General features: G+C 44.5%; 13 protein-coding genes, 2 tRNA genes and 3 rRNA genes. 13 read left to right on the top strand and 5 right to left on the bottom strand.

Annotated features, from left to right (window positions below):
• Positions 1-54: 54 nt before the first annotated feature.
• Entirely contained in the window at positions 55-750 is a 696-nt protein-coding gene (locus tag NM125_RS04695) for an SDR family NAD(P)-dependent oxidoreductase (RefSeq protein WP_255133345.1), read from the bottom strand.
• 151 nt (positions 751-901) lie between these two features.
• On the opposite strand from NM125_RS04695, the gene hisC reads away from it, so the two are divergent.
• The 7 genes from hisC to NM125_RS04660 all read left to right on the top strand — a co-directional run bounded on the left by hisC (position 902) and on the right by NM125_RS04660 (position 12,591).
• Positions 902-2,014, top strand: a complete 1,113-nt coding sequence (hisC, locus tag NM125_RS04690; protein WP_255133343.1) for a histidinol-phosphate transaminase — start codon at positions 902-904, stop codon at positions 2,012-2,014.
• A gap of 19 nt (positions 2,015-2,033) precedes the next feature.
• The gene (locus tag NM125_RS04685; RefSeq protein WP_255133341.1) at positions 2,034-4,118 is read left to right on the top strand and encodes an alpha-ketoacid dehydrogenase subunit alpha/beta; all 2,085 of its coding nucleotides are present in this window, start codon (positions 2,034-2,036) and stop codon (positions 4,116-4,118) included.
• Positions 4,119-4,225: 107 nt separating this feature from the next.
• On the top strand, positions 4,226-6,031 hold the full coding sequence (locus NM125_RS04680; protein ID WP_255133339.1) for a histidine kinase dimerization/phosphoacceptor domain -containing protein: 1,806 nt from the start codon (positions 4,226-4,228) through the stop codon (positions 6,029-6,031).
• A 166-nt stretch (positions 6,032-6,197) separates the two neighbouring features.
• Positions 6,198-8,687 carry a PP2C family protein-serine/threonine phosphatase gene (locus tag NM125_RS04675; protein WP_255133337.1) on the top strand — a complete coding sequence of 830 codons (2,490 nt, stop codon included), beginning with the start codon at positions 6,198-6,200 and terminating at the stop codon, positions 8,685-8,687.
• Between the two features lie 81 nt (positions 8,688-8,768).
• Positions 8,769-9,776 carry an FtsH protease activity modulator HflK gene (gene hflK / locus NM125_RS04670; protein WP_255133335.1) on the top strand — a complete coding sequence of 336 codons (1,008 nt, stop codon included), beginning with the start codon at positions 8,769-8,771 and terminating at the stop codon, positions 9,774-9,776.
• A gap of 1 nt (position 9,777) precedes the next feature.
• Positions 9,778-10,725, top strand: a complete 948-nt coding sequence (hflC, locus tag NM125_RS04665) for a protease modulator HflC (RefSeq protein ID WP_255133333.1) — start codon at positions 9,778-9,780, stop codon at positions 10,723-10,725.
• Positions 10,726-10,797: 72 nt separating this feature from the next.
• Entirely contained in the window at positions 10,798-12,591 is a 1,794-nt protein-coding gene (locus NM125_RS04660; RefSeq protein ID WP_255133331.1) for an NACHT domain-containing protein, read from the top strand.
• 107 nt (positions 12,592-12,698) lie between these two features.
• Here the strand turns inward: NM125_RS04660 and recQ are convergent, their stop codons facing one another.
• The 4 genes from recQ to NM125_RS04640 all read right to left on the bottom strand — a co-directional run bounded on the left by recQ (position 12,699) and on the right by NM125_RS04640 (position 18,387).
• Positions 12,699-14,912 (bottom strand): DNA helicase RecQ, encoded by a 2,214-nt coding sequence (gene recQ / locus NM125_RS04655; RefSeq protein WP_255133329.1) that lies wholly within the window; start codon positions 14,910-14,912, stop codon positions 12,699-12,701.
• Positions 14,913-15,179: 267 nt separating this feature from the next.
• Positions 15,180-16,157, bottom strand: coding sequence for a fatty acid desaturase (locus NM125_RS04650; RefSeq protein ID WP_255133327.1), 978 nt, complete (start codon positions 16,155-16,157; stop codon positions 15,180-15,182).
• Positions 16,158-16,331: 174 nt separating this feature from the next.
• Complete coding sequence (locus tag NM125_RS04645; protein ID WP_255133325.1) at positions 16,332-17,657, bottom strand: ABC1 kinase family protein; 1,326 nt, start codon at positions 17,655-17,657, stop codon at positions 16,332-16,334.
• Positions 17,650-18,387, bottom strand: a complete 738-nt coding sequence (locus tag NM125_RS04640) for a TetR family transcriptional regulator C-terminal domain-containing protein (RefSeq protein WP_255133323.1) — start codon at positions 18,385-18,387, stop codon at positions 17,650-17,652. The genes NM125_RS04645 and NM125_RS04640 overlap by 8 nt, the downstream gene beginning before the upstream one ends.
• 118 nt (positions 18,388-18,505) lie before the next feature.
• Between NM125_RS04640 and NM125_RS04635 the strand changes: the two genes are divergently transcribed.
• From NM125_RS04635 to rrf, 6 genes are all read left to right on the top strand, one after another.
• Complete coding sequence (locus tag NM125_RS04635) at positions 18,506-19,273, top strand: queuosine precursor transporter (RefSeq protein WP_255133321.1); 768 nt, start codon at positions 18,506-18,508, stop codon at positions 19,271-19,273.
• 287 nt (positions 19,274-19,560) lie between these two features.
• A 16S ribosomal RNA gene (locus NM125_RS04630) occupies positions 19,561-21,084 on the top strand.
• Between the two features lie 154 nt (positions 21,085-21,238).
• Positions 21,239-21,312: transfer RNA gene (locus NM125_RS04625), tRNA-Ile, on the top strand.
• A 13-nt stretch (positions 21,313-21,325) separates the two neighbouring features.
• Positions 21,326-21,399 (top strand) — tRNA-Ala (locus NM125_RS04620).
• 401 nt (positions 21,400-21,800) lie between these two features.
• Positions 21,801-24,711, top strand: a 23S ribosomal RNA gene (locus NM125_RS04615).
• A gap of 124 nt (positions 24,712-24,835) precedes the next feature.
• Positions 24,836-24,945, top strand: a 5S ribosomal RNA gene (rrf, locus tag NM125_RS04610).
• Together the 16S, 23S and 5S rRNA genes with 2 tRNA genes alongside form the textbook arrangement of a ribosomal RNA operon.
• The last annotated feature ends 97 nt before the right edge of the window (positions 24,946-25,042 follow it).

The following is a 25,042-nucleotide window of genomic DNA, read 5'->3' as shown; positions in this document are numbered from 1 at the left end:
GAATTTTAGATTTTACCGAAGTTAGTAAATAATAAATGCCAATACCATCCTGTACTAACTCGGATCATTTAATGCTACCGGTAATACTTTTCCATTATAAAATTGGTGTCCGGTCAGGATAAAGTTCGCTATATAGCTTCCCATTTGTTGTGGGGAAACCGGAGCTTCAAAGCCGGGAAAGGCATTTTCCAGCATTTCGGTTTGTACTGCCCCGATGCATAAACAATTAACGGCAATATTATCTTCAGCGAATTCGGCACTCAACACTTCAGACAGGCCAACCACGGCAGCTTTTGCGGCACCATAAGCAGATAATCCCCCAAATTTTAAACTGCCCTGATATCCCGACATACTGGAAATATTGAGAATATGACTTCCCTTCCTGAGATGTGGTTTCAGTGCTTGAGTGAGACGAACAATTCCATACACATTCACATCCATGAGCTTTTTAAATACTTCGATGTCGGTATCCATAAAAGCTTGCCGATGAACAGCCCCAGCATTATTGATTAACCCATCCAGACCTTTCGTGCTTTCTACAGCAGCAGCGATTTTGGTAATGTCTTCCGGTTTCGTTAGATCAGCCGTAACAGGTATGATTTTTCCGTTCTCAGCAGTATTTGAAAGTTCCTGTAACTTATCTTGTGAACGGGCAGTAGCAATAACGGTGTGATTTTCTGAAGCCAGTTTGAGTGCAGTTTCATATCCTATACCGCGGCTGGCTCCGGTAACTAAAATCGTCTTACTCATTAATATGTTGGTATTTTTGTTGTTAGATTTAATGACTCAAACAAATGCATTTACAAATAGTTCGGATAAGTTGGCGCGAGCTTGGAAAAAGCGCTTTTTTAGTGGTAAATTTCCACACTGTTAAAAATCCTAAATAGTAAGTTAAGGCTTAATGACTACAAAAACTGGTAAACCGTTAGTACCCAGTAATATAGAAACGCTAAAACCCTATGTTGCGGGTAAGACTATTGCAGAAGTAGCAGATTTATACAAACCCACCAAAATAGCCAAACTTGCTTCCAACGAGAACCGACTGGGATGTAGCCCAAAAGTTAAAAACGCAATTGATGAGGCGTTTAAAGAAATTCAGGATTACCCGGACCCGGTTGCCCGGAAACTTCGAGCTGCCATTGCGGAACGAAATGGGGTAAACAGTGAAAATGTATTACTCGCTTCCGGATCAGAAAGTATTATTTCTATTCTCTGTAAAACGTTTTTCCTCAATAAAGAAAATGCGGTAACAGCCGATGCAACCTTTGTAGGGTTTTTTGTGCAGATAGGGGTTAGAGGGGTTCACTTGAAGCGAATCCCCATGACCCCGGATTACCGGTATGATGTAAAAGCCATTGCCAATGCCATCGATGAGCACACCAAAATGGTGTATATTGCCAATCCCAATAACCCTACCGGCACCTATATCAATAAAGAAGAATTTGAATGGTTTATGCAGCAAGTGCCGGAAGATGTGCTTGTGGTGATGGATGAGGCTTACTTTGAGTACACAAAAGGCGTTGAGGATTATCCGCAAGCTCTGGACTATGAGTATGACAATATCATTGTATTGAGAACTTTTTCGAAAGCTTACGGATTAGCCGGATTCAGAGTGGGATATGCAATTGCCAATGAAGAACTCATCAGCAATATGATGAAAACAAAACTCACTTTTGAGCCCACAACACTGGGGCAGGCGGCCGCACTTGCAGCATACAACGATCATGAGTTTCTGCAAAAAAGTACTGATGTTGTTGAAGAAAGTAAGCAGCGGTTGTACCGGTTTTTTGATGAACAAAATGTTAACTACGTAAAATCAATTTCAAACTCGGTAATGATGGTTCTTCCATCGGAAGAGGAAGCGATAGATTTCACCCAGAGTATGTTGGAAAAGGGAGTAATCCTGCGCCGAATCAATGCTTTTGGACTGCCAAATTGCATCAGGATTACGGTGGGTCTTTCAGAAGAAATGGACCATTTTGAACAATCATTTTTAGAAGTAACTAAGAAGTAAGCAGTAAAGAGTTTTATTTATGGCCAAGAAAAAAACGGCATCTAAAAAGAAGAACAAAACAACTAAAGACGTTGACTGGAAAGACGTTGCACGGCTCATGCTTACCTCAAGAGCAATGGACGATAAGGAGGAAAATGAGCTGGTTCCTAATAAAGAAGTACTGTATCAGTTTTCTGCTCGTGGACATGAGCTTGGACAGATTTTATTAGGAAAGCTGCTTACCAATAAGCACGACTCAGCCAGTGCATATTACCGTTCCCGTCCTCTGCTGCTAACTCTTGGGCTTTCCGAAGAAGATGCAATGGCGGCCCCCATGGGTAAGTCAGGAGGCTACAGCGACGGACGTGATATTGGAGTGGTTTGTAATAAACCGGATGCCGATGGCCCCAAAGTATTGCCGATGGCCGGGGACGTAGGTTCCCAATATACACCCGCCATTGGTTGGGCTCAGGGGATTGAATACCGAAAAAACGTGCTTAAAGAAAAAGAGTACGAAAAAGCTATTTCTGTAATTTTAGGTGGTGATGGATCGGTAGCCACCAATGGATTTTGGTCGGCATTGACAATTGCCACCACCCAGAACCTGCCGGTGTTGTTTTATATTGAAGACAATGGATACGGAATTTCGGTTACAAGCGAATACCAAACTCCGGGTGGAAAAATCAGCAACAACCTGCAGTCTTTTAACAACCTGAAAATCTATGACGGAGACGGAACCGATCCTGAAGAAGCTGCATCGTTGCTGGAAGAATCCGTTGATTACGTTCGGGGAAGAAAAGGCCCTGCCCTTATTCGGTTAACTGTGCCAAGACTAAACGGACATTCCTACCAGGATAATCAGGCGTATAAGGATGAGAAGTTAATTGAGAAAGAGAAAGAAAACGATCCGCTTGAAAAACTGAAAGCCTATATGGTGCCAGATCAGATCACCGAAAAAACCTGGAAGAACTGGGAAAAGAAGGCTAAAGATACTATTGAAGAAGCGGCAGAAGCAGCCTTGAACCGTCCACAACCGGATACATCCCAAACCGAAAAGTTTGCTTTCGCGGAAGATGAAATCCAGACCATTGGTGGGCTTGTTGCTGAAGGACATGACTTTCCGGAGTCGTCCGAAGAAGCGAAGCCTGAAAAGCAGCGCATTAATATTGTAGAAGCGATCCGCCGAACGCTGAAGTATGAGCTGGAAACCAACCCAAAGCTGATGGTTTTTGGGGAAGATGTTGGCATGAAAGGAGGTGTTCATGCAGCTACAATGGATCTTCAGTCTGAATTTGGAGAGGATCGGGTATTTGATACCAGCCTTTCGGAAGAAGGGATTATCGGCCGGGCCGTTGGTTTGGCATATTCAGGATTAATGCCCGTCGCTGAAATACAGTTCAGGAAATATGCAGATCCGGCAACCGAGCAGCTCAACAACTGCGGTACAACACGGTGGAGAACAGCGAACCGTTTTGCTGCTCCCATTGTAGTTCGTATGCCCGGAGGGTTTGCCAAGTGTGGAGACCCATGGCACAGTATGAGTAACGAAGTATTTTTTACCCATGCCATCGGCTGGCAGGTAGCCATGCCCAGTAATGCTGAAGACGCGGTTGGTTTGTTGAGGTCAGCCATGAGAAGTAATAACCCAACGGTCTTTTTTGAGCATCGGAATTTATTAGACGCAAAGTATGCCCGCAAACCATATCCGGGCGACGATTTTATTGTACCTTTTGGAAAAGCAAAAAAGCTGAGAGAAGGAGAGGAGCTTACCATTGTTACATGGGGAGCTATGTGTGAACGAAGTGAAGCCGCCGTTGAAGAACTGGGAGTTTCTGCAGATGTGCTCGACCTCAGGACATTGATGCCCTGGGATAAGGAAGCTGTTTTGGATTCCATTCGCCGAACAAACCGCTGTTTGATTGTCCATGAGGATAACAAAACTGCCGGCTTTGGTGCGGAGATAGCTGCCGTTCTTGTGCGCGAAGCCTTCACCTACCTGGATGCACCGGTTGAGCGAATAACTATGCCCGATATCCCTGTTCCTTATAATGTTAACCTGATGAACTCAGTGCTGCCAACAACCGACAAAATTGCCGGTAAGATAGAGGAGTTGCTCTCTTTCTAAGTTTGGTGCCAAATGTTACATGAGTCTTTTTTAATTTTAAGATCGTAGAGATTCCTACTTGGAATCTATATCATAGAAGGCGTTCAACTCTTTAATTTTTATTGGCCTTGAGACTCGGTACAAAAATTATCATTGGCTTTATATGCATCAGTTTATTGTTGGCTGTTGTTGGGTTTATTTCTGATCAATTCACATCGGAAATTAGACAGGAACAGCTACGATCGGTTAATGAGGCTTCCGAAGTTGTGATTTATACCGGGGAAATGGAGCGCAGCTTATTCCAAAGCCTGATCTTTTTAAACGGAATAAGAGAAGCCCTGGTAGTAGAAAAAAACTACGATACCGTACAAGAGCTCCCGGCTGTAGTAGAGCTTATCTCACAATTTGAAGGAGAGCTGAAGCAATTTGAAACGGCCTATGCAAAACTGGAAGATCTGCTGGTTCAGGATCAGCGACTACCGGAGGATGTGAATGAGCTGCTGATGAGCTACGAAGTGTACAAATCGATAGCAAAACAGTGGTTAGATCTTGGAGAGGAAGACTTTGCCCAGGCCAATATCATGTTCATCAATTCAATTGAACCATACTTCCGTAATAACATCATTCCGGAAATAACTCAGCTTCGAAGTTTTGTGTTGTCCATTCAGGAACAACGGAACGTTCAGCTTACGAACTCACTGGAGAGGGCAGAGCTAATAAACTATATCGCTACCCTGAGTTCTGTATTGCTGGCGATTGTTCTGGCCGTTTATATTTACAGATCTATTGCAAATCCCCTGGCGAGGTTGAGCGCTACAGCCAAGAAACTGGGTGAAGGAAAGCTGGATGAAAGGATAGAGGTGGCTTCCAAAGATGAGATCGGCGAACTTTCCGAGGCATTTAACTCCATGGCAGCCGGACTTCAAAAAAAGACCGTCTCCAAAGCATATGTTGATAATATCATTGAATCTATCCAGGAGGCGTTGTTTGTAACGGATAACGATGGCACCCTGATCAGGGTTAATTCTGCCGCCGCCGATCTTATGGGATATCGGGTAGAAGAAATGACTCACCGCCCTATCAGAGATTTCTATAATATGAAAGGGATGAGGAAGGAATATGAGCAAAACCGAAAGGACAAAAAGTCCTTTGAGTTTTCACTGGTCCACAAAGAGGGACATTTACTATCGGTTTTGTTTTCCGAGGCAGAGCTAATGGATACGCAAGGGAATAAGGTGGGGACGGTTTCGGTGGCCAGTGATATTTCGGAGCGCAAAAAGCAGGAAGAAGAAATTCGGGGTTCCCTTAAAGAAAAAGAGGTGATGCTGGCAGAAATTCATCACCGGGTAAAAAATAACCTTGCAGTTATTTCAGGCCTGCTTCAACTGCAAAGTTATAGCGCCAAGAATACCGAGGTAGAGAAAGCACTTAGCGACAGCCAAATGCGGATTCAGTCGATAGCTTTAGTGCACGAAATGCTATATGAAAGCGAATCGCTGGCCTACATTGACTACGACAAATATGTAAACGACTTACTACAGGCCATTAGCAGTATGCACATGAATGGCCAAAAGAATATTAAACTTTCTGCGGATGTAGATCCGATTTCTCTTAGTATCAATCAGGCTATTCCTTGTTCACTGCTTATTAATGAGCTAATTGTGAATGCTTTCAAACACGCTTTTAAGGGTCAGCAAGAGGGCAAGATTAATGTGAAGATGACTGAAGAGGACGGCAAAATAAAGATGATCATCTCTGATACAGGGCAAGGTTTCGAAGTCGATAAGTTCACAGATTCAGACTCATTGGGTTCCACGCTTATTAAAACGTTAGCCGGCCAGCTGGAAGGTGATTTCGAAATTTTGGAAAGTTCGAAGGCGAAAGGAAGCGTCTTCAAAATTGAGTTTATTCGGGAACAGGGATCCAATAACTGATTTTATGCAAATCAGGCCAAAAGGTTAGTAACAAAGCCTTCAAAAAATCGTAGCTTCTTTTATTACTGTTAACTCCGGTCATTTTTTAATGACACAAGATTAATTAGGGCGCATTTCGTTGTTAAACCGACGTACTTTTATATTACTTTTTTGTGGATTAGCCGGGTTGGCGAGCTATTTTCTTGTCCGTCCCGATATTGAATTCTATGCGGCTGGTCCCATATCAGAAAGCAAAGAAACTGTTGAGGAACGGCTTGCGGATATTGCACCCCGGCTTGGGTTCTCCACCGATTCTCTCGCCATGATGACGATGCGAAAACAGCATCTCAAATACCTGAAAACCCTGCAAGACACGTTGACGGATGAAACAAATCCGGCAAAGCTGAACAAAGCAAACGTGCACATCCAAAGCTGGGAAACGATTATAGGTAGCAAAAATAGAAATAACGGTATGTTCGCCTCAACGGGGCAGTTATTTGATGATGTAGGCCGGCTCCAGCTTAATGTTTCCAATTCGGGACGGGTGATTCGACTAAACGCTCATGATGAAAACCCAAATCCAACCTTTTTACAAGGCGACTCCCTGTTAGCAATTGCAAACGAGCTGGTAGGAAATACATTAGGATATGACCTCGATAAATATGAAATCGTAGAAGAAAATTCAGATGATTCCACTTTTGAAATCCTGGAAGAGCGAAATGACAGGGTAATACTGGAAAATGGGGGTGCCAATACCCTCGATATTACCTGGGAAAGGAAGCCTGGTGTAACGGATACGCCCGAGTTACTATCACTGAATCTCAAGCCTGTAGTTCGGGAAATTGATAATGAGTCCGGATTCAGGACCGAATTCGGATTCAGTATTGAGTCGTTTGCAGCGATGAACCAGTTTGAACCCGAAAACTTGCAAGCCAGTACGTCAATTGAAGACGATAGCGATTTATACTTTTCGTATGCTCTTTTTGTAGCATTATTTATCCTCGCAATTCTGGTCTTTACGGTTGGGATTCAAAACATTTTTAAAGGAAAAGTAGAATGGAGACGTGCTCTTATAATCTTCATAGTTGTGGCTTTAACCACCTATGGCTGGCGTGCCATTTTCTTCTATTACACATTTAATGATTTTCTGAGTAACGCAGGTTTATTTGGGGCTACCATAAACAGCGTGTTATTTGCTTTGGTGGTTGGGCTGTATGGCTCACTGGCCTATATAAGCTGGGAGGCACTGGCACGTTCTCAAAAACAGAGACAGGTTGATGTAATTGATGCACTGTGGCAGCGAAAGTTTTTTATTAGTGAAACCGGGGCCGGTATTATCCACGGTTTTGCGGTTGGTGGGATTCTCATTGGAATCATGTCAGCATTAATATATTTAATGGGAGATTACCTGATCCAAATCGACAGCCAGTTTGGTTTTGCAGAGGCAAGTATTAAACCCAGGCTGTTGACTATTAATATGAGTGCGCTGACGGTTACCTGGTTGGTGTGTGTTGCACAAATAGGGTTTGTGTATTCAATCATTAATCATTGGGTTAAGCGGGATTGGTTGGTTGGAATTCTTTCAATCATATTCAGTGGTATTTGTATAACCGTTTTAGGGCGTCTTATAGGTACAAGCGGCTCGGTATTTGAAGACCTGGCGATTTATCTGGGCATAGCCGTTGTCCTGATTTATGCAATCCGGGAGTTTGGATTACTCAGTGTGTGTACCGCTTTATGGTTTTTCAATGTGTTCTTCATGATTCAGCCTTACATCGGTTCTGAGTCGATGGAAGTAGCCTATGTGAGTTGGGTTCAGGCATTTGTTTTGGCGGGACCGTTGATTTATGGGTTTATTGCCTACCGATATGGATTTTCCGTTTCCGAAGTTGGAGGATACATCCCGGAATATGAGGAACGAATAGCCCAGCACCTTCGGGTTGAAAAAGAAATTGAGATAGCTCGCGAAAGCCAGTATAAGCTGATGCCCCTTCAGCCCCCCAAAGCTGATGGAATCGATGTGTATGGATTTTTTCTACCTTCGTTTGAGGTAGGCGGCGATTATTTTGATTACGTGCTTTCAGAAAATGGACAAGGAGAGGCGACAGCATTGACAATGGTTGTAGTGGATGTTTCCGGTAAGGCAATGCGGGCGGCAATGCCGGCTGTATTTACCAGTGGATTGCTGCTATCCAGAATGAAGGAAGATATGCCGGACGAGGTATTGTCACAGATTACCGAGCCGATATTTTCGAGAACAGACAAACGAACATTCATCACCTGTGCACTGGCCCGGTACGATTTTGATTCCATGAAAATGAGCATTGCCAATGCGGGACACTGCCGCCCCATTCTAAAGAGAAACGGCCTTGCAGAATATATCCATACGCCGGCTCCAGCTTTCCCATTGGGGCTGAGAGCGGGAGTTAAATACAATGCCGAAACTATCACTATGAAAAAAGGAGATTTCTTCCTCCTGTATTCTGATGGACTACCGGAAGCAGTGAATGAAAAGGGCGAACGTTTTGGTTTTGATGAAGTGCCGAGGCTGATAGAATCAATTGATACAGAAAACCTGTCAGCTAATGAAATTGCACAGGAAATAAAACGGACTGTTCAGAAATTCAGTAACTATCAATTGGCGGATGATACTACTATCATATGCCTGAAGATTTAAAAAAAGAATAAGGCAAATCGCACCATTTAAAACAGGCTGCCAGCGAGTTGCTTTGATAATATTAATCACAAAAAACAGAACATGGCTCAAGATCAAAATTTTGATTTTAATGTACCGCCGCAGTTCGAGAAGATTTCAAAAAACATCCGGCTTATTATTGGCGGGTTGATTGTTGCTCTGCTCGGCTTTTCTACCTTTTTCACGGTTGACCCCGAAGAAGTAGGAGTTGTAGTGCGGTTGGGTAAATTTGTAGAAACCGTTGAACCGGGATTAAATTATAAACTACCACTCATCGATCAGGTGGAATTGGTTCCCGTAGAACGACAACTGAAACAAGAATTTGGATATCGTACGGTTCAGGCCGGCGTTCAAACACGATATCAGAAAGCTGGGTATGAGGACGAATCGCTAATGTTAACCGGTGATTTGAATCTTGCTGATGTGGAATGGGTGGTTCAATATCGAATCAATGATCCATACAGCTACCTGTTTAAAGTACGTAACGCCGAATCTACTTTATCAGATATTTCAGAGGCTGCGATGCGCCAAATTGTAGGTGATCGTACCGTAAACGAAGTACTAACCGTTGGCCGTGCCGAAGTATCTATACAGGTACAACAGCTCATTCAATCTCTGGTTACTGAATATGAAATGGGGATTACCATTGAGCAGGTGGTTCTGCAGGATATCAATCCACCGAATCCGGTGAAGCCATCCTTTAATGCGGTTAACGAGGCACAACAGCAAAGAGAAACGTTGATTAACCAAGCCCGGGCCGATTACAACCGTGTGATTCCAAGAGCACGAGGGGAAGCCCAGGAAACCATTCAGCGGGCTGAAGGTTATGCTTCGGAGCGTGTGAATACAGCCGAGGGTGAAGTATCTCGCTTTAACGATTTATACTCCGAGTACATAAAGGCTCCGGAGGTTACAAAACGAAGGATCTTTTTGGAGACCATGGAAGATATCATACCAAAAATGGGTAAGAAGATTATTACAGATCAAAACGGAAACAATGTGTTGCCACTGCTTCAGCTTCAGTTAGATGGAGCCCGCAGTTCAACTAATCAAAACGACGGAGGTAACTAAGATGAGCCAAGCAAAAGGAATAATTGCCGTCGTAATTGGTTTAGTACTGTTTTTAACAGCAATTGATGGGTTTTACATCGTGCACGAAACCGAGCAGGTTATCATCACTCAGTTTGGTGATCCTGTTGGAGAAGCAATCACACAACCGGGCTTGAAGTTCAAGATTCCATTCATGCAAACGGCCAACTTTTTCGAGAAGCGGTACCTGGAATGGGATGGAGATCGCAATCAAATTCCAACACGTGATAAAAAATTCATTTTTGTGGATTCCTATGCGCGTTGGCAGATTACAGATCCCCTGCAGTTTTACCAACGATTAGGCAATGAACGCGGGGCCCAGTCTCGTCTTGATGATATTCTGGATGGGGAAACCCGAAACGCGATTGCATCTCACGATTTACTGGAAATTGTACGAACCAGCAACCGTGAACCGGATACTTCCGGGGCCGCTATTTTAGAAGTGGTGGAAGATTCGCTGGAGACCATCGAAACAGGACGTGGATTCATTCAGGATGAAATCCAGGAAAAAGGAAACGAGCGGGCTAAAGACCTGGGAATTGTGATTCTGGACTTCCGTATCAAGCGGGTAAATTATGTGGAAGATGTGCGCCAAACGGTGTACGACCGTATGATTTCTGAACGAAACCGAATAGCGGATGAATTCAGGTCTGAAGGTCAGGGTGAAGCGTCACGAATAAATGGTGAAAAGGAAAGAGACCTTGCCCGCATTCAGTCTGAGGCATTCCGGGAAGCCGAAATTATTCGCGGTAATGCCGATGCCCAGGCAGCAGCAATTTACAATGCAGCCTATAACAAATCGCCCCAAGCGAGAGAGCTGTATTCGTTTATGCGTTCGATGAATGCCTATGTGAAAACCATGGACGATCAAACAAACGTCATTCTCTCTACCGACAGTGATTTCTTCAGGTATTTGAACCGGATCGATTAGTTAAAGTAAGTGAAAATTGTATTTTTAGAGCACGAGTGATGAACTCGTGCTTTTTTTAATTAATCAATACTCATGATAGAAGGGGTTTTACTAGATAAAATAATTGGGTTTGGTCTAGAAAAATCAAAGTCTATTCTTAATGATTTAGACTTTAGCTTAGACAAGGATCTTACTGATATTCAAGAATCATTGAATATTCATTTAACTAAATGTACAAATTGGGCAAAAGAAGTTTCATTTAAGGATGCTAGAGAAAGAAAAAGTATTACGGATGTATATATCCATTTAGATTTGGAGCTAATCCCTGCTCGTCAAAGGATTTCAACTAATGAAAAAAGTAAATCTTTAAAATTAAAAGAAATCTCGTTTGAGGATAATATTGTATTACTTGGTCAGCCTGGAGCTGGAAAAACTACTTCATTGAAATATCTAATAAATGACCTATTGTTTGATGATTCTGAATCAAGTGTTAAAAATAGAATTCATTATCCAGTTCTGATCAAATTCAGAGAAATATCTGTAAAAAATGAGTTTGAATATGATAGTCTAATAATAGACGAACTGATTAAAATTTTTGGGTTGGGAATTTCAAAAAACCTTAAGAAAAATGAGTTTAAGATTGATGAGGATGAATTAAAAAGGCAAACTAAGGTAGCTAAAGAGAAACTGATTCTTGGCTTTTTAGAGACTCAAAGTGTTTTATTACTTCTAGATGGATTTGATGAATTACCCAGTATTGAGATAAAGGAAAAAGTAATAAGAGAAGTAAGACTCCTTACAGAAGCTCTGAGCAATTCAAGGTTTATACTATCCTCAAGAAGCGGAGATTTTAATTATCATATTCCAAACACAAGAGAGCTGGAAATTCAGCCCTTGAAGGAGAGGCAAATTTCTGACTTTGCATATAAATGGCTAGAAGATGACCGGGAAGCTGATGACTTTATTTCAAAAATAAAAGAATCTCCTTTCTTTGATACAGCTATAAGACCACTGACAATTGCTCATCTGTGTGCTATTTATGAAAGAATTAAGGATATACCTAAAAAGCCGAAAACTGTTTATCGAAAAGTAATAGATTTGATGCTTGAAGAGTGGGATCAACAGAGATCTATAAAAAGATCTTCAAGCTATGCCAATTTTGAAACGGATAGGAAATACGATTTTCTTTGTGCTTTTGCATTTGAACTTTCCGATACAAATAGTAAGAATTTATTCACTAAAGAAGAGATGATAACTAGTTACATTAGCATTTGTGATAACTTTGATTTACCAAGAGGAGAGGTGAAAAAAGTAGTAGATGAATTAGAAACACATACTGGATTATTTTTACAATCAGGATATAATAAGTACATGTTTGCTCATAAATCTTTACAAGAATTTTTTATGGCAGAGTATATTGTAAAATTACCTTCTATACCTGATAAAAACACTGTGGAAAGGTTTCCAAATGAAATAGCAATAGCAGTTTCAATCTCGTCGTTTCCTGGTAGATACTTATCAGAATTATTAAATAAATACCGAGATCTATTCCAATCAAAGCCGAGTTTTTCGGCAGTTTTTATTACAAGATTAATGCTAGAGAAACCTGATTTTGACTATAGTTTAGAAACTGGTTTAGCACTTTTAGACTTGTTTGAATGTACAATAAACAAAAAGACAGGGAAGGTGTCTTATTCTATTGGCCCAGATAAAGAAGAATACAAAGAGTATATGTTTTCGTTGTTACGTTTTAATGAAAAGTTGTCTACAGTAATGTCTCAAAATTATAATTCTACTCAAACTAGAGAAGATTTTCATAAATTTTTTAAAAAACACCCTTCAGAAACGCCGAAAGCATTATTTTACCCCAATGTGCAAAACCAATAAGTGAGTTTATAAAACCTAATTAATTGGCCTTAGCTTCTTTTAGGGATAAAAGGCAGAATTAAAAAGCTTGTGCTTCACAAGTTTGAGAATATTCATCACGCCAATGGTCAGCCTTCTGAAATTAAATGCAGCTGCACCACTTTCAATTCATCATAAGTTATTTCTTCGGAAAGGGCTTCAAAGACAGGCCGAAGCATTTCAGTCCCGTGTTCATCAAAGGCTTTCCTTACCTTTTTCAACTCAGAACTGCTCAGGTTCGATGCTTGCAAGATCTTGTCAGTGGGTATCGTATTTCCTGCTCTTACAAACTTGATTAAATACCCAACAACCGTGCTTTCCTTAACACTGATTTTTGCAGCTATATCCGAGATGCTGCCTCCCTCGCAAAACAATTGTCCCACTTCATAAGGACGACTGCTTTTGCTTAAGGTTTTCCGAACGGTACTTTTTCTTTTCCGGTCAGACTTTGATCTTTCTTCCAGGTTATGTTCCTTACTGAAGCCGATAATGATGTCAAGAAAAGCCGTGCCGTATTTCTCCGCTTTTGCACGACCAACCCCATGAATTTGCAAAAAACTCTCGCTTGACTGGGGACAATAATAAGCCATCTCGATCAACGTGGTGTCTGCGAAAATAACGTAGGGCGGAACCTCTTGCTGTTGAGCCAGATTCATCCGCTTTTCCTTTAGTAAGGCAAATAAGTTTTTGTTGAAGTCGAGCGACTCGATTTCAGATTTAGTATTTCCGGTTTGCGCTTTTTTCTGAGGCTCTTCTATCACTCCAAAAACCTCCTGTTCACCCTTGAGGATTTCCACGGCTTTGGGAGTAAGCTTCAAACTTTTATGTTCAAACTCTCTAACAATGATGTCTTGTTTCATGAGTTCGCGATACAGCTGTTTCCACTCCGGTCGGCTGAATTCTTTTCCAATTCCATAGGTTGAAAGCTGATCGTGCCCAAACTTAAGAACTTCTTTGCGGCGTGAACCGACCAGGATATTTTTGATATGGTGATACCCGAACTTTTGGTCAGTCCGCGCCATTGTTGACAGGAATTTCTGAACAGGAATGGTGATGTTTTCTTTTTCGGGCGAATCGCCGGTGCAGAAATCACACATTCCGCAATTGGGCTCATTGAAATGTTCTCCAAAATATTGCAGCAACTTGATACGCCGGCATTGGTGAGCCTCCACATACTCCATCAGCTTTTGCAGGTGTTGCTCTGTCACCCGTTGTTCGGCTTCCGCTTTCTGGTCAATGAAGTATCGGATCTTGGCAGCATCTCCATAACTGAACAGAAACAGGCAATCGGATTGCAGCCCATCACGCCCGGCGCGGCCAATTTGCTGGTAATACGATTCGATATTCTTTGGCATATCATGGTGCACAACAAACCGAACATCCGGCTTATCAATACCCATACCGAATGCAATAGTGGCTACAATAATGTCCACCTCATCCTTGATGAAGGCATCCTGGTTTTGGGCGCGCTCCTGTTCTCCAAGTCCGGCGTGGTAGGGCAGGGATTTGAATCCATTTGCATTCAGATCCTGTGAAAGTTGGTCCACCTGTTTTCTGGAAAAACAATAGATAATACCCGAATCCCCCTCGTGTCTTCGTATAAAATTAATCACCTGCTGAAGAGCGCTATTTTTTGATTCTACATTCAGGTACAGGTTCTCACGGTTGAAACTGGCGACAAAAGTATTGGCGTTTTTCAACCCCAGAGATGTCGCAATATCTTCCTGAACACGGGGTGTTGCGGTAGCAGTAAGTCCTAAGGTAACTGCATTGGTGAATCGATTGGTGACATCAGCCAGCTGCCTGTACTCCGGCCGGAAATCGTGACCCCATTCCGAAATACAGTGGGCCTCATCAATGGCCACACATTCAACATTAAGTCCTGAAAGCAGATTCAGGACATTGCCTTTCAAAAGAGTTTCCGGAGCCAAATACAGAAGGTCCAGCTTGTTCCTGCGGATGAGGTCGAGCGTGTTTTGGTATTCCCGAGGCGAAAGTGAGCTGTTCAGGTACGAAGCGGAAATTCCATAAGCGGTAAGTTGATCAACCTGATCTTTCATCAGTGAAATTAAAGGAGAAACAACAATGGTAAGTCCATCAAAAATGAGTGCAGGGATTTGATAGCAAAGTGATTTACCGCCACCGGTAGGCATTACGGCAAGGGTATCACGCTTTTGAAGAACGTTTTCAATTATATCTTTTTGAAGCGACCGGAATACCTCAAAACCGAAAACATCATGAAGAATATGTTCAGCTTGTTGGAGGTCCGGCATAGTATCAAAAGTGGTTTCTGTATGGTTCATCGTCTTTTTCTCAGGTAAGAGCTATGAAAACCGAATTCCTTACAGATTTTTTTGAGAGAACGAACATCAGCTCGCTGAACAGCCGGAGGGGAATGGAGGTATGAGAATTCTAAAAACAGGTCAGGTATTAGCTTTGCTGGTACTGTGCAAAATTAATAAAGAGGTTCAATAACAAATCAGCGAAAACCTGCCCGATCCATGTCATCTGTGTTCCGTTAATTATATTTCACTCCATTGGTTCTGCTATAGAATGATGGCCGAAGCGGATTACTTTCTGTTTTGAGAGCTCTTTCGTCTAACCCGGCTATGTAAGGAGATGTCCGAATTGGTGATGAATTTATAGAGTACCCGGGTCCATGAACTGTGGGCGTACAAATCATCGTAATACTCGGGAGCTAATTTCTTTAGCTTGGGCAATCTTGATCCCGGAATGCGGGGGAAATCATGATGCTCGTTATGAAATCCTACATTGAATGAGAGCTTGTTTAGCGGACCGTAATAGGAATAGGTTTCTTGACCTTCCTCAAAAACATAATGTTCAGAAATAAAATGTCCGGCAAGCGGGTGTAAACTTCCTGCAAAAAATACTGACACGGCTAAGTAAAGAAGAGCCTGCCATCCGGCAAAATATATGAACACCGCAATAACGGGGAATTGAAATGCCATGTTAATGAAATGCCACTTTTTCATTTTTAAGGGGTGCACAAATAAAGGACGAATGATGTAGCATAGGATTTGATTGAACGCCCAAACCAATTTCCCCCACAATCCTTTGAAAAATCCCGCCTCTACAGGGTGGGGTAAATCGGCATCATGGTGTTCATCGCCTTGCTCGGCATGGTGCATCAAATGGTAGGTCTTGAACGACATTGCGTAAGGGAAAATCATCGGAATATTGGCAAAAATAGCAAGCCAATTATTGTGAGCTCTTTTCTTAAATGCCAAATGGTGACTCAGTTCATGGATAGCCAAGAATAAAGCATGAGAAATAGTAGCACCCAACACATAAGAGGCCACTAAAAATAACGACCAGTGTAAATTCGGAGCAAAGTAAGCGGAAATCATCTGGATGAGAACCAAGCCAAAAACTTTGTACTTTAAAGAGGGGTCAACTCCGTATAGGTCTCTTACCTGTGGGTATTTTTTTAAGATTTCTTTTCGTCGTTCTAAATGAGGCTCTGCATCATCTGACCAGTAAAACCCGTCTTTATCTCTTTTATGCCCCTCAGATGCTGAAGTATCCATGTAGAATGTTTATGTGCCGTTTTCCAATTTCAATAAATATAACAAATTATTGAATGCACACTGATATAAATACTTATGAATATATAGTCAGTGGCAGATGAGCTGTGCAGATTGGTTTATACTGACTTTGCAAACCAATACTATTTCGGCAACCGAAAAGCTGTGAAATTTGGCTTATACCAATTCCCCAAAATCAACGTCCAGCATTTCGCTAAGTATTTCTTTGCTTTTGGAAGTGTTGACATGGGCTCCCAGTTTCATCAGCAGATTGTAAAGCCCAAGGTGTACACGGGTTGTATATAAGAAGTGCTGAGATCCACGGGGTTCATTACCGATGGGAGCGTCTTTGGTAAAGTACTTGATCTTATTTCGGTAGTCTTCGTTCCCAAAATCAAAAACTTCAGATTTATAAGGCTCAGCGAAAGTCATTCCATAATTACGGGCGAAACGGAAGTATTTCTCTTCTTTGTCGGGATTATCTGAATCAGGTTTGATGACTTTAAGTTTGTAATAAAGATTACGAATGGCTTCTTCATCCCCATCTAAATGGGTGGGTAGCAACCGAAGGTAATTCATGAAAAACTCTTCGGGAAATTGCTTCACACAACCGAAGTCAATTACGCCCAGTTTGTCATCGTTAGTGAATAAAAAGTTTCCGGGGTGCGTGTCGGCGTGAACGTAATTCTTATCCTGAATTTGTTGATGGAAAAAATCCCACAGCAGCTGCCCGAAGCGATTTCGCTGTTCTTGGGTTGGGTTTTCTTTCAGGAACTCATTGAGATGCCGGCCTTCCAGGTACGTCATACACAAAACTTTATCCGTAGAATACTCTTTGATCCACTCCGGAATAACGATATTCATCCCGCCAAATCGCTCTCGGAATAACTCAATTTGCTGGCCTTCATTTGTATAATCGGTTTCTTCCAGCAGGGTTTGTTTTACTTCATCAAAATAGGGATCAATATCAGCGCCCTTCTTAACGATGCGTTTCACTAAAATTTTAGCAAGGCCAAGGTCGGAATTGATGGTCTCCCGAACATTGGGGTATTGTATTTTGATGGCAGCTTTTCGTCCGTCTTTAAGCTCTGCCAGATGCACCTGGCCGATGGATGCTGCCGCAAAAGCCTCGGAGTCGAAACGGGTAAATAACTGCTCGGGATAGTCACCCAATTCTCTTTTTATGATAGAGCGAACCAAAGCTTTATTAATAGGAGGAACCGAATATTGAGCCTGACTCATTACCTCAGCGAATTCTTCAGGCAAAAACCCCTGATCCATGCTCATGCCCTGGGCAATCTTTAATGCAGTTCCTCGCAGTTTGGTAAACTCCTTAAATACCTCTTTGGCATTCTCGGAATGGAAGCTGCTGTCAGAATCCCCGTTTTCTTTACCTGATTTCTTCCGTAAATAACGCTTGGCATAATTGGTTCCAACCTTGAGTCCGGTTTTGGCAATACGGCTGCCTCGCTCAAATTTCGAGGATGGGAAGTCATTACTCATCTTCAGTCTCCTCGTCTTCTTCATCTGTAATTTCGACTTCAACTTCATGTTCATCTTCAAACCAGCTAGAAACCCATTCATTGAAATCTTCAACCTGTTGGCTGAAACCAAAAGCACTCACAGAGTATTTGGCTAAGTCGAATCCTTTATCAACAATTTTGGAATACACCAGTTCTTCTATAAATCCGGTTAGTTTGTCAACCAAGGCAAATGTACGTTCCTTATCCTCACTTTCATCCTCCAGCCAGAATTTGACCAGGAATAAATACTGTGTTCTAAGTGATGAGTAAAAAAGATCCCCAATAATAAAGCCGGCGCTGGTGGCAATGCGGCCATCTGTGGTAAAGAAGTCAGTAAACAAATCTTTAATCTCATTTCGGAATTCCGTGTTGGATGTACACTTCCACTCATACTTTTCAAAGGTGTCTTCCACGAATGCCCGCCGGTCGTCCATCATATCAAATAGGGTATAGCAGAAGTTTGATAGCTTTTCAGCGATGGTGTAAGAGTCGAAGTCCTCAATCTCTCCAATCATTGCGCGGTAGCGTATTACAAGTGAGGGATAGTAGAATTGAAGAATAGACTTTTTATTCGGGAACAAAGCATAAATTTCAGAAGCAGTTTTGCCTGTTTTATCGGTCAGGTTTGGTATAGAAAACTTATCCTCTATATATAGGTCTATCGCTGCTTCCGTCAGCTCAATTTTAGTATTCAGTTTTTCTGTAGTCATAGTCTTGATTATTTCACTTGCAAAACGAATGCGTGAGGCTTTCAGTTCGTTGCTACGATATAAATTGAAAAATTGTTTTGAATGTTTACTTTTGGGCTAATTCTTATCAATTGTTTTTATGGATGAACGAAAGCCATCACTGGCAAAAAGAGACGCTTTATTTCTGAGCCTGGCAGGAGTATTTCTGACGGCGTTGGTTCTGGGAAATGTAATCGGGACAACCAAATTTGTTACACTCTTCAGTATTCACCTACCCGATTGGTTAAAATCGTTGACGCCTTCGCTGGTAAGAAATGAAGACATATATATAATGAGTATTCCCGTTGGGTTGATTGCTTACCCAATAACATTTCTGGCAACCGATTTAATATCTGAACTATTTGGAAGAAAGAAAGCACAGTTAGTCGTATGGATTGGGTTTGCGATGAACGTGTTCATGCTCTTCTTAATGTCGGTAGGGCATTGGCTTCCAAATACAGGTGGGGTTAGCGGTGGCATTCAATTATTTGAAGGAGTTTATGAATTTATGGTAGGGAATACGATCGCCAGTATGATCGCTTACCTGACAGCCCAAACCGTTGACGTCCGTTTATTTCACTTTTGGAAAAACCTGACTGGGGGCAAACATCTTTGGCTAAGGAATAATGCATCAACCATGTGTAGTCAACTGGTAGATTCGACCGCCATTTTAACGATTTTATATTTGGCCGGAAACCTCGGCGATAATGTGAATTCTGTTGCCACGCTCATTATTCTGATCATCAACAGTTATTTGTTTAAGTTTTTCTTCGCACTTTTCGACACACCGCTCTTTTATTTGGGTGTTAGATTTCTTAAGCACTATGATGAAGACCCTTCAGGGCACTCTTTATATGAATCTGAATGACTCACGTTGGCACAGAAAAAAAGTGAAAGAAATTTGAAATAAAATTTGCAGTGAATGGGGTTCAGCCCTTACCTTTATAATCCTTTCGAGGAAACAAAAACGCTGACTAAAACTTGATGTTTTGGCCGGCATTTTTTTTCGCTGAAAGGTTTGTTCTTAGACATATTGAAGTATAGATCAGATTGTTTGTGCGAGCGAGAGCTTGTTCAATTTCTTGATGCAAATTTTTTGCATTTGATAATGACCAAGAGCGTAGGGTCAGCTCACAGAGTATATATATTTTATTTACAATGGAGAGTTTGATCCTGGCTCAGGACGAACGCTGGCGGCGGGCTTAACACATGCAAGTCGAAGGAGAAGGTGACTGCTTGCAGTCACTGGAGACTGGCGGACGGGTGAGTAACGCGTAGATAACCTGCCTATACCTGGGGGATAACATTTCGAAAGGGATGCTAATACCGCATAATGCAGCGGGGCCGCATGGCCACAGTTGTTAAAGGTTTCGGCCGGGTATAGAGGGGTCTGCGTGCTATTAGTTAGTTGGTGAGGTAACGGCTCACCAAGGCGATGATAGCTAGGGGGTCTGAGAGGATGATCCCCCACACTGGGACTGAGACACGGCCCAGACTCCTACGGGAGGCAGCAGTGAGGAATCTTGCGCAATGGGCGAAAGCCTGACGCAGCCACGCCGCGTGCCGGAAGACGGCCCTATGGGTTGTAAACGGCTTTTTAATGGGAAGAACGCCCGGGTTTCGACCTGGGGTGACGGTACCATTGGAATAAGCACCGGCTAACTCCGTGCCAGCAGCCGCGGTAATACGGAGGGTGCAAGCGTTGTCCGGAATCATTGGGTGTAAAGGGTGCGTAGGCGGGAGCCTAAGTCTGTGGTGAAATCTTGCCGCTTAACGGTAAAATTGCCATGGATACTGGGTTTCTTGAGTACAGAAGAGGTCGGTGGAATTCGTAGTGTAGCGGTGAAATGCATAGATATTACGAAGAACACCAGTGGCGAAGGCGGCCGGCTGGACTGTAACTGACGCTGAGGCACGAAAGCGTGGGGAGCGAACAGGATTAGATACCCTGGTAGTCCACGCTGTAAACGATGTATGCTAGTTGTTGGCCCTTTGGGGCCAGTGATGCAGTTAACGCAGTAAGCATACCACCTGGGGAGTACGTCGGCAACGATGAAACTCAAAGGAATTGACGGGGGCCCGCACAAGCGGTGGAGCATGTGGCTTAATTCGATGCAACGCGAGGAACCTTACCTGGGCTAAATCCACAGTGCAACCTCCCGAAAAGGAGGGTCCCTTCGGGGCACTATGGAAGGTGCTGCATGGCTGTCGTCAGCTCGTGCCGTGAGGTGTTGGGTTAAGTCCCGCAACGAGCGCAACCCCTGTGGTTAGTTACCAGCACGTAATGGTGGGGACTCTAGCCAGACTGCCTACGCAAGTAGTGAGGAAGGTGGGGACGACGTCAAGTCATCATGGCCCTTACGTCCAGGGCTGCACACGTGCTACAATGGATGGTACAATGGGTAGCCACTGCGCGAGCAGGAGCAAATCCACAAAGCCATTCTCAGTTCGGATTGGAGTCTGCAACTCGACTCCATGAAGGTGGAATCGCTAGTAATCGCGTATCAGCAATGACGCGGTGAATACGTTCCCGGGCCTTGTACACACCGCCCGTCAAGCGATGGAAGTCAGGAGTACCTGATGTCGCTCCAGCAAGGAGTGCCTAGGGTAAGCCTGGTAACTGGCGCTAAGTCGTAACAAGGTAGCCGTACCGGAAGGTGCGGCTGGATCACCTCCTTTCAAGGAGAGCGTCCCTGCAATATGGGACTACGACGCTACGCATCGCTCGTGGCAAACAATCTGATCTGTACTTTTAATTGACTGTGTACCCGGCGGGTCACACACTCGCCGCAGCCGGCGAATACCGCCTGCAGCCGAGGCCTGCCTGATATGGGGGCTTGTAGCTCAGGTGGTTAGAGCGCACGCCTGATAAGCGTGAGGTCGGAGGTTCAAGTCCTCCCAAGCCCACAATGGTAACCAAGGGGCTATAGCTCAGCTGGCTAGAGCACTGCCTTTGCAAGGCAGGGGTCCGGGGTTCGAATCCCCGTAGCTCCACAGGAATTTTAAGGTAGTAATGTAGTCGTGAGTATTGAGATATGAGAGGCGGTTTGCCCGGAAAGCTCGCGAAGTTCTTTATAAGATTGTTTAGGATGTATTTTGCTGGTCTTTCGAGGCCGGGCGCATGCATCCGTAGTAAAACACGCTGCCCGTCGAACGGGCCGTACCGCGCCGAGCGCGGGTTCTTTGACATGATGAAGCAATATAGCAATAGTAATAGGTCTGATGTCGCACATCTTGTATGTGCGACAAAAGATAGTAGGGCGCATTTCTTAGGTTACTAAGGATTGCGTACTACGCCAAGGTAGCCGGACAGGTTCGTCCCCGTCCGGCCCACAATAAACCAATAGCATGAATACGAGTAGGTTTGGCGGCGGAGACGCCGTGCAAACCATATAGTAGAAGCATACTAAGGGCACACGGTGGATGCCTAGGCATACAGAGGCGATGAAGGACGTGTAAAGCTGCGATAAGCTGCGGGGAGCTGCATACGAGCAATGATCCGTGGATTTCCGAATGGGGCAACCCATTCTCCCGGTTTACCGGGAGGATACTCCTTTCGAGGAGGGCGTACGGGGGGAACTGAAACATCTAAGTACCCCCAGGAAAAGAAAACAATTCAGTGATTTCCCTAGTAGCGGCGAGCGAACGGGAAGCAGCCCAAACCGGCTTCCTACGGGGAGTCGGGGTAGTAGGACCTGCATAATCGAAGCGAGCTTAAGTCGAAACTGCCTGGAAAGCAGTCCCACAGAAGGTGAAAGGCCTGTAGGCGTACGGCGAGCGGAGAGGCGGGTATCCTGAGTAGCGCGGGGCAGGTGAAACTCTGCGTGAACCAGCCGGCACCATCCGGTAAGGCTAAATACATCTGTATGACCGATAGTGAACCAGTACCGTGAGGGAAAGGTGAAAAGAACGCCGAGAAGGCGAGTGAAATAGTACCTGAAACCGTGTGCTTACAAGCGGTCGGAGCCTCTCTTTGAGGGGTGACGGCGTGCCTTTTGTATAATGAGCCTACGAGTTGCTCCTGTTGTGCGAGGTTAATCCGCTAAGCGGAGGAGCCGCAGCGAAAGCGAGTCTGAAACGGGCGTGCAGTACAGCGGGGCAGACGCGAAACCAAGTGAGCTATCCATGGTCAGGGTGAAGTGGGGGTAAAACCCCATGGAGGCCCGAACCGCCAGACGTTGAAAAGTCTTCGGATGAACTGTGGATAGGGGTGAAAGGCCAATCAAACTTGGAAATAGCTCGTACTCCCTGAAATATATTTAGGTATAGCGTCTGGTTTTGTCTCTCCGGAGGTAGAGCACTGATTAGGCTAGGGCCCTTCACCGGGTACCAACCCTAGACAAACTCCGAATACCGGCAGAGAGCCACCAGGCAGTCAGTGGCGGGGTGATAACGTCCCGTCGCGAGAGGGAAACAACCCAGACCACCAGCTAAGGCCCCCAAATGTATGTTAAGTTGAACAAAGAAAGTTGGGTTGCCCAGACAACTAGGAGGTTGGCTTAGAAGCAGCCATTCCTTTAAAGAGTGCGTAATAGCTCACTAGTTAAGCGGCCCGGCGTCGATAATACACGGGCATTAAACATACTGCCGAAGCTGTGGTCCCCCGATTTATCGGGGGAGGTAAGGGAGCATTCCAGGGGCGCAGAAGCGGAGTCGCGAGACTCCGTGGAGCCCCTGGAAGCGAAACTGTAGGCATGAGTAACGAGAAGACGGGCGAGAAACCCGTCCACCATAAACCCAAGGGTTCCTGATCAACGCTAATCGGATCAGGGTTAGTCGAGACCTAAGGTGTAGCCGAAAGGCGAAGCCGATGGCAAACCGGTTCAATATTCCGGTACCGAGTTGTACGCCAGGCTAAGGCGTGACGCAGAAGTGACACTCCCGCGTGCTGACGAATGCACGTTAAAGGGCGTAGGCTGGGAGGCAGGCAAATCCGCCTCCCGTTAAGGCTGAACCCCGACAGTACTCTGAGCCTGCGGGCAAGGAGATAGTGGAGGTAATCCCGCTGCCGAGAAAAGCGTCGTAGTTTGTACAACCCGCTCGTACCCCAAACCGACACAGGTGGGTGAGGAGAGTATCCTAAGGTGCTCGAGTAATTCATGGCTAAGGAACTAGGCAAATTCGATCCGTAACTTCGGGAGAAGGATCCCCTGGGCGCCTTCGGGCGTTCGGGGCGCAGTGAAAAGGCCCAAACGACTGTTTACCAAAAACACATGTCTCTGCTAAGCCGCAAGGCGATGTATAGGGACTGACACCTGCCCGGTGCTGGAAGGTTAAAGAAGGGGGTTAGCTTCGGCGAAGCCCTTAACTGAAGCCCCAGTAAACGGCGGCCGTAACTATAACGGTCCTAAGGTAGCGAAATTCCTTGTCGGGTAAGTTCCGACCTGCACGAATGGTGTAACGATTTGGGCACTGTCTCAGCCATGAGCTCGGTGAAATTGTGGTATCGGTGATGACGCCGATTACCCGCAGCGGGACGAAAAGACCCCGTGAACCTTTACTACAACTTTACATTGGCTTTACCGGATGCATGTGTAGCATAGGCGGGAGACTTTGAACCCTGATCGCTAGGTTGGGGGGAGTCGCCCAGTGAAATACCGCCCTTGCCTCAGGTGAATTCTAACCTCCGGGCAACGGAGGAACAGTGTATGGTGGGTAGTTTGACTGGGGCGGTCGCCTCCTAAAGAGTAACGGAGGCTCCCAAAGGTACCCTCAGCACGGTTGGCAATCGTGCGTAGCGTGTAAAAGCATAAGGGTGCTTGACTGCAAGACACACAGGTCGAGCAGGAACGAAAGTTGGGTTTAGTGATCCGGTGGCACCGCATGGAAGGGCCATCGCTCAAAGGATAAAAGGTACTCCGGGGATAACAGGCTTATCTCCCCCAAGAGTTCACATCGACGGGGAGGTTTGGCACCTCGATGTCGGCTCATCGCATCCTGGGGCTGGAGAAGGTCCCAAGGGTTTGGCTGTTCGCCAATTAAAGCGGTACGCGAGCTGGGTTCAGAACGTCGTGAGACAGTTCGGTCTCTATCTGCTGTGGGCGTAGGAATATTGCGGAGAGCTGCTCCTAGTACGAGAGGACCGGAGTGGACGCACCGCTAGTGTACCTGTTGTGTGGTCGCATGCATCGCAGGGTAGCTATGTGCGGAAGTGATAAGCCGCTGAATGCATCTAAGCGCGAAGCACGCTCCAAGATAAGTATTCCCTAAGAGCCTCCTGGGAGACGACCAGGTAGATAGGTAGCAGGTGTACCCATGGTAACATGGTTAGCCGAGCTATACTAATTAGGCCACTGGCTTCGGTTATATGGTTTGCACGGGTCCCCGTGCATTCCCCCTGTAATCAGCTAAGTTTATAAACCCCGTTACTATTGCTGGCCTCATCATGTCAAAGAACGTTTTTTTAGACATTACATGTACTGATTTTATTGAAGGTGACTCTAGCGCAGGGGTCCCACCCGTTCCCATCCCGAACACGGACGTTAAGCCCTGCAGCGCCGATGGTACTCCCGCAAGGGGTAGAGTAGGTCGTCGCCTTCTTCCTTTTTTCCCCTAAGCCTCTTCCAATCAACGAAGAGGCTTTTTTTATGTCGTTAATTTATTTTTTGATTTAATTTACCTACCTGATCTTTTTCCT

It is taken from the genome of Gracilimonas sediminicola (assembly GCF_024320785.1).
Lineage (GTDB): Bacteria > Bacteroidota > Rhodothermia > Balneolales > Balneolaceae > Gracilimonas > Gracilimonas sediminicola.
The sequence above is the reverse complement of the archived record's forward strand: the minus strand, read 5'-3'. Positions and strand labels throughout refer to the sequence as shown.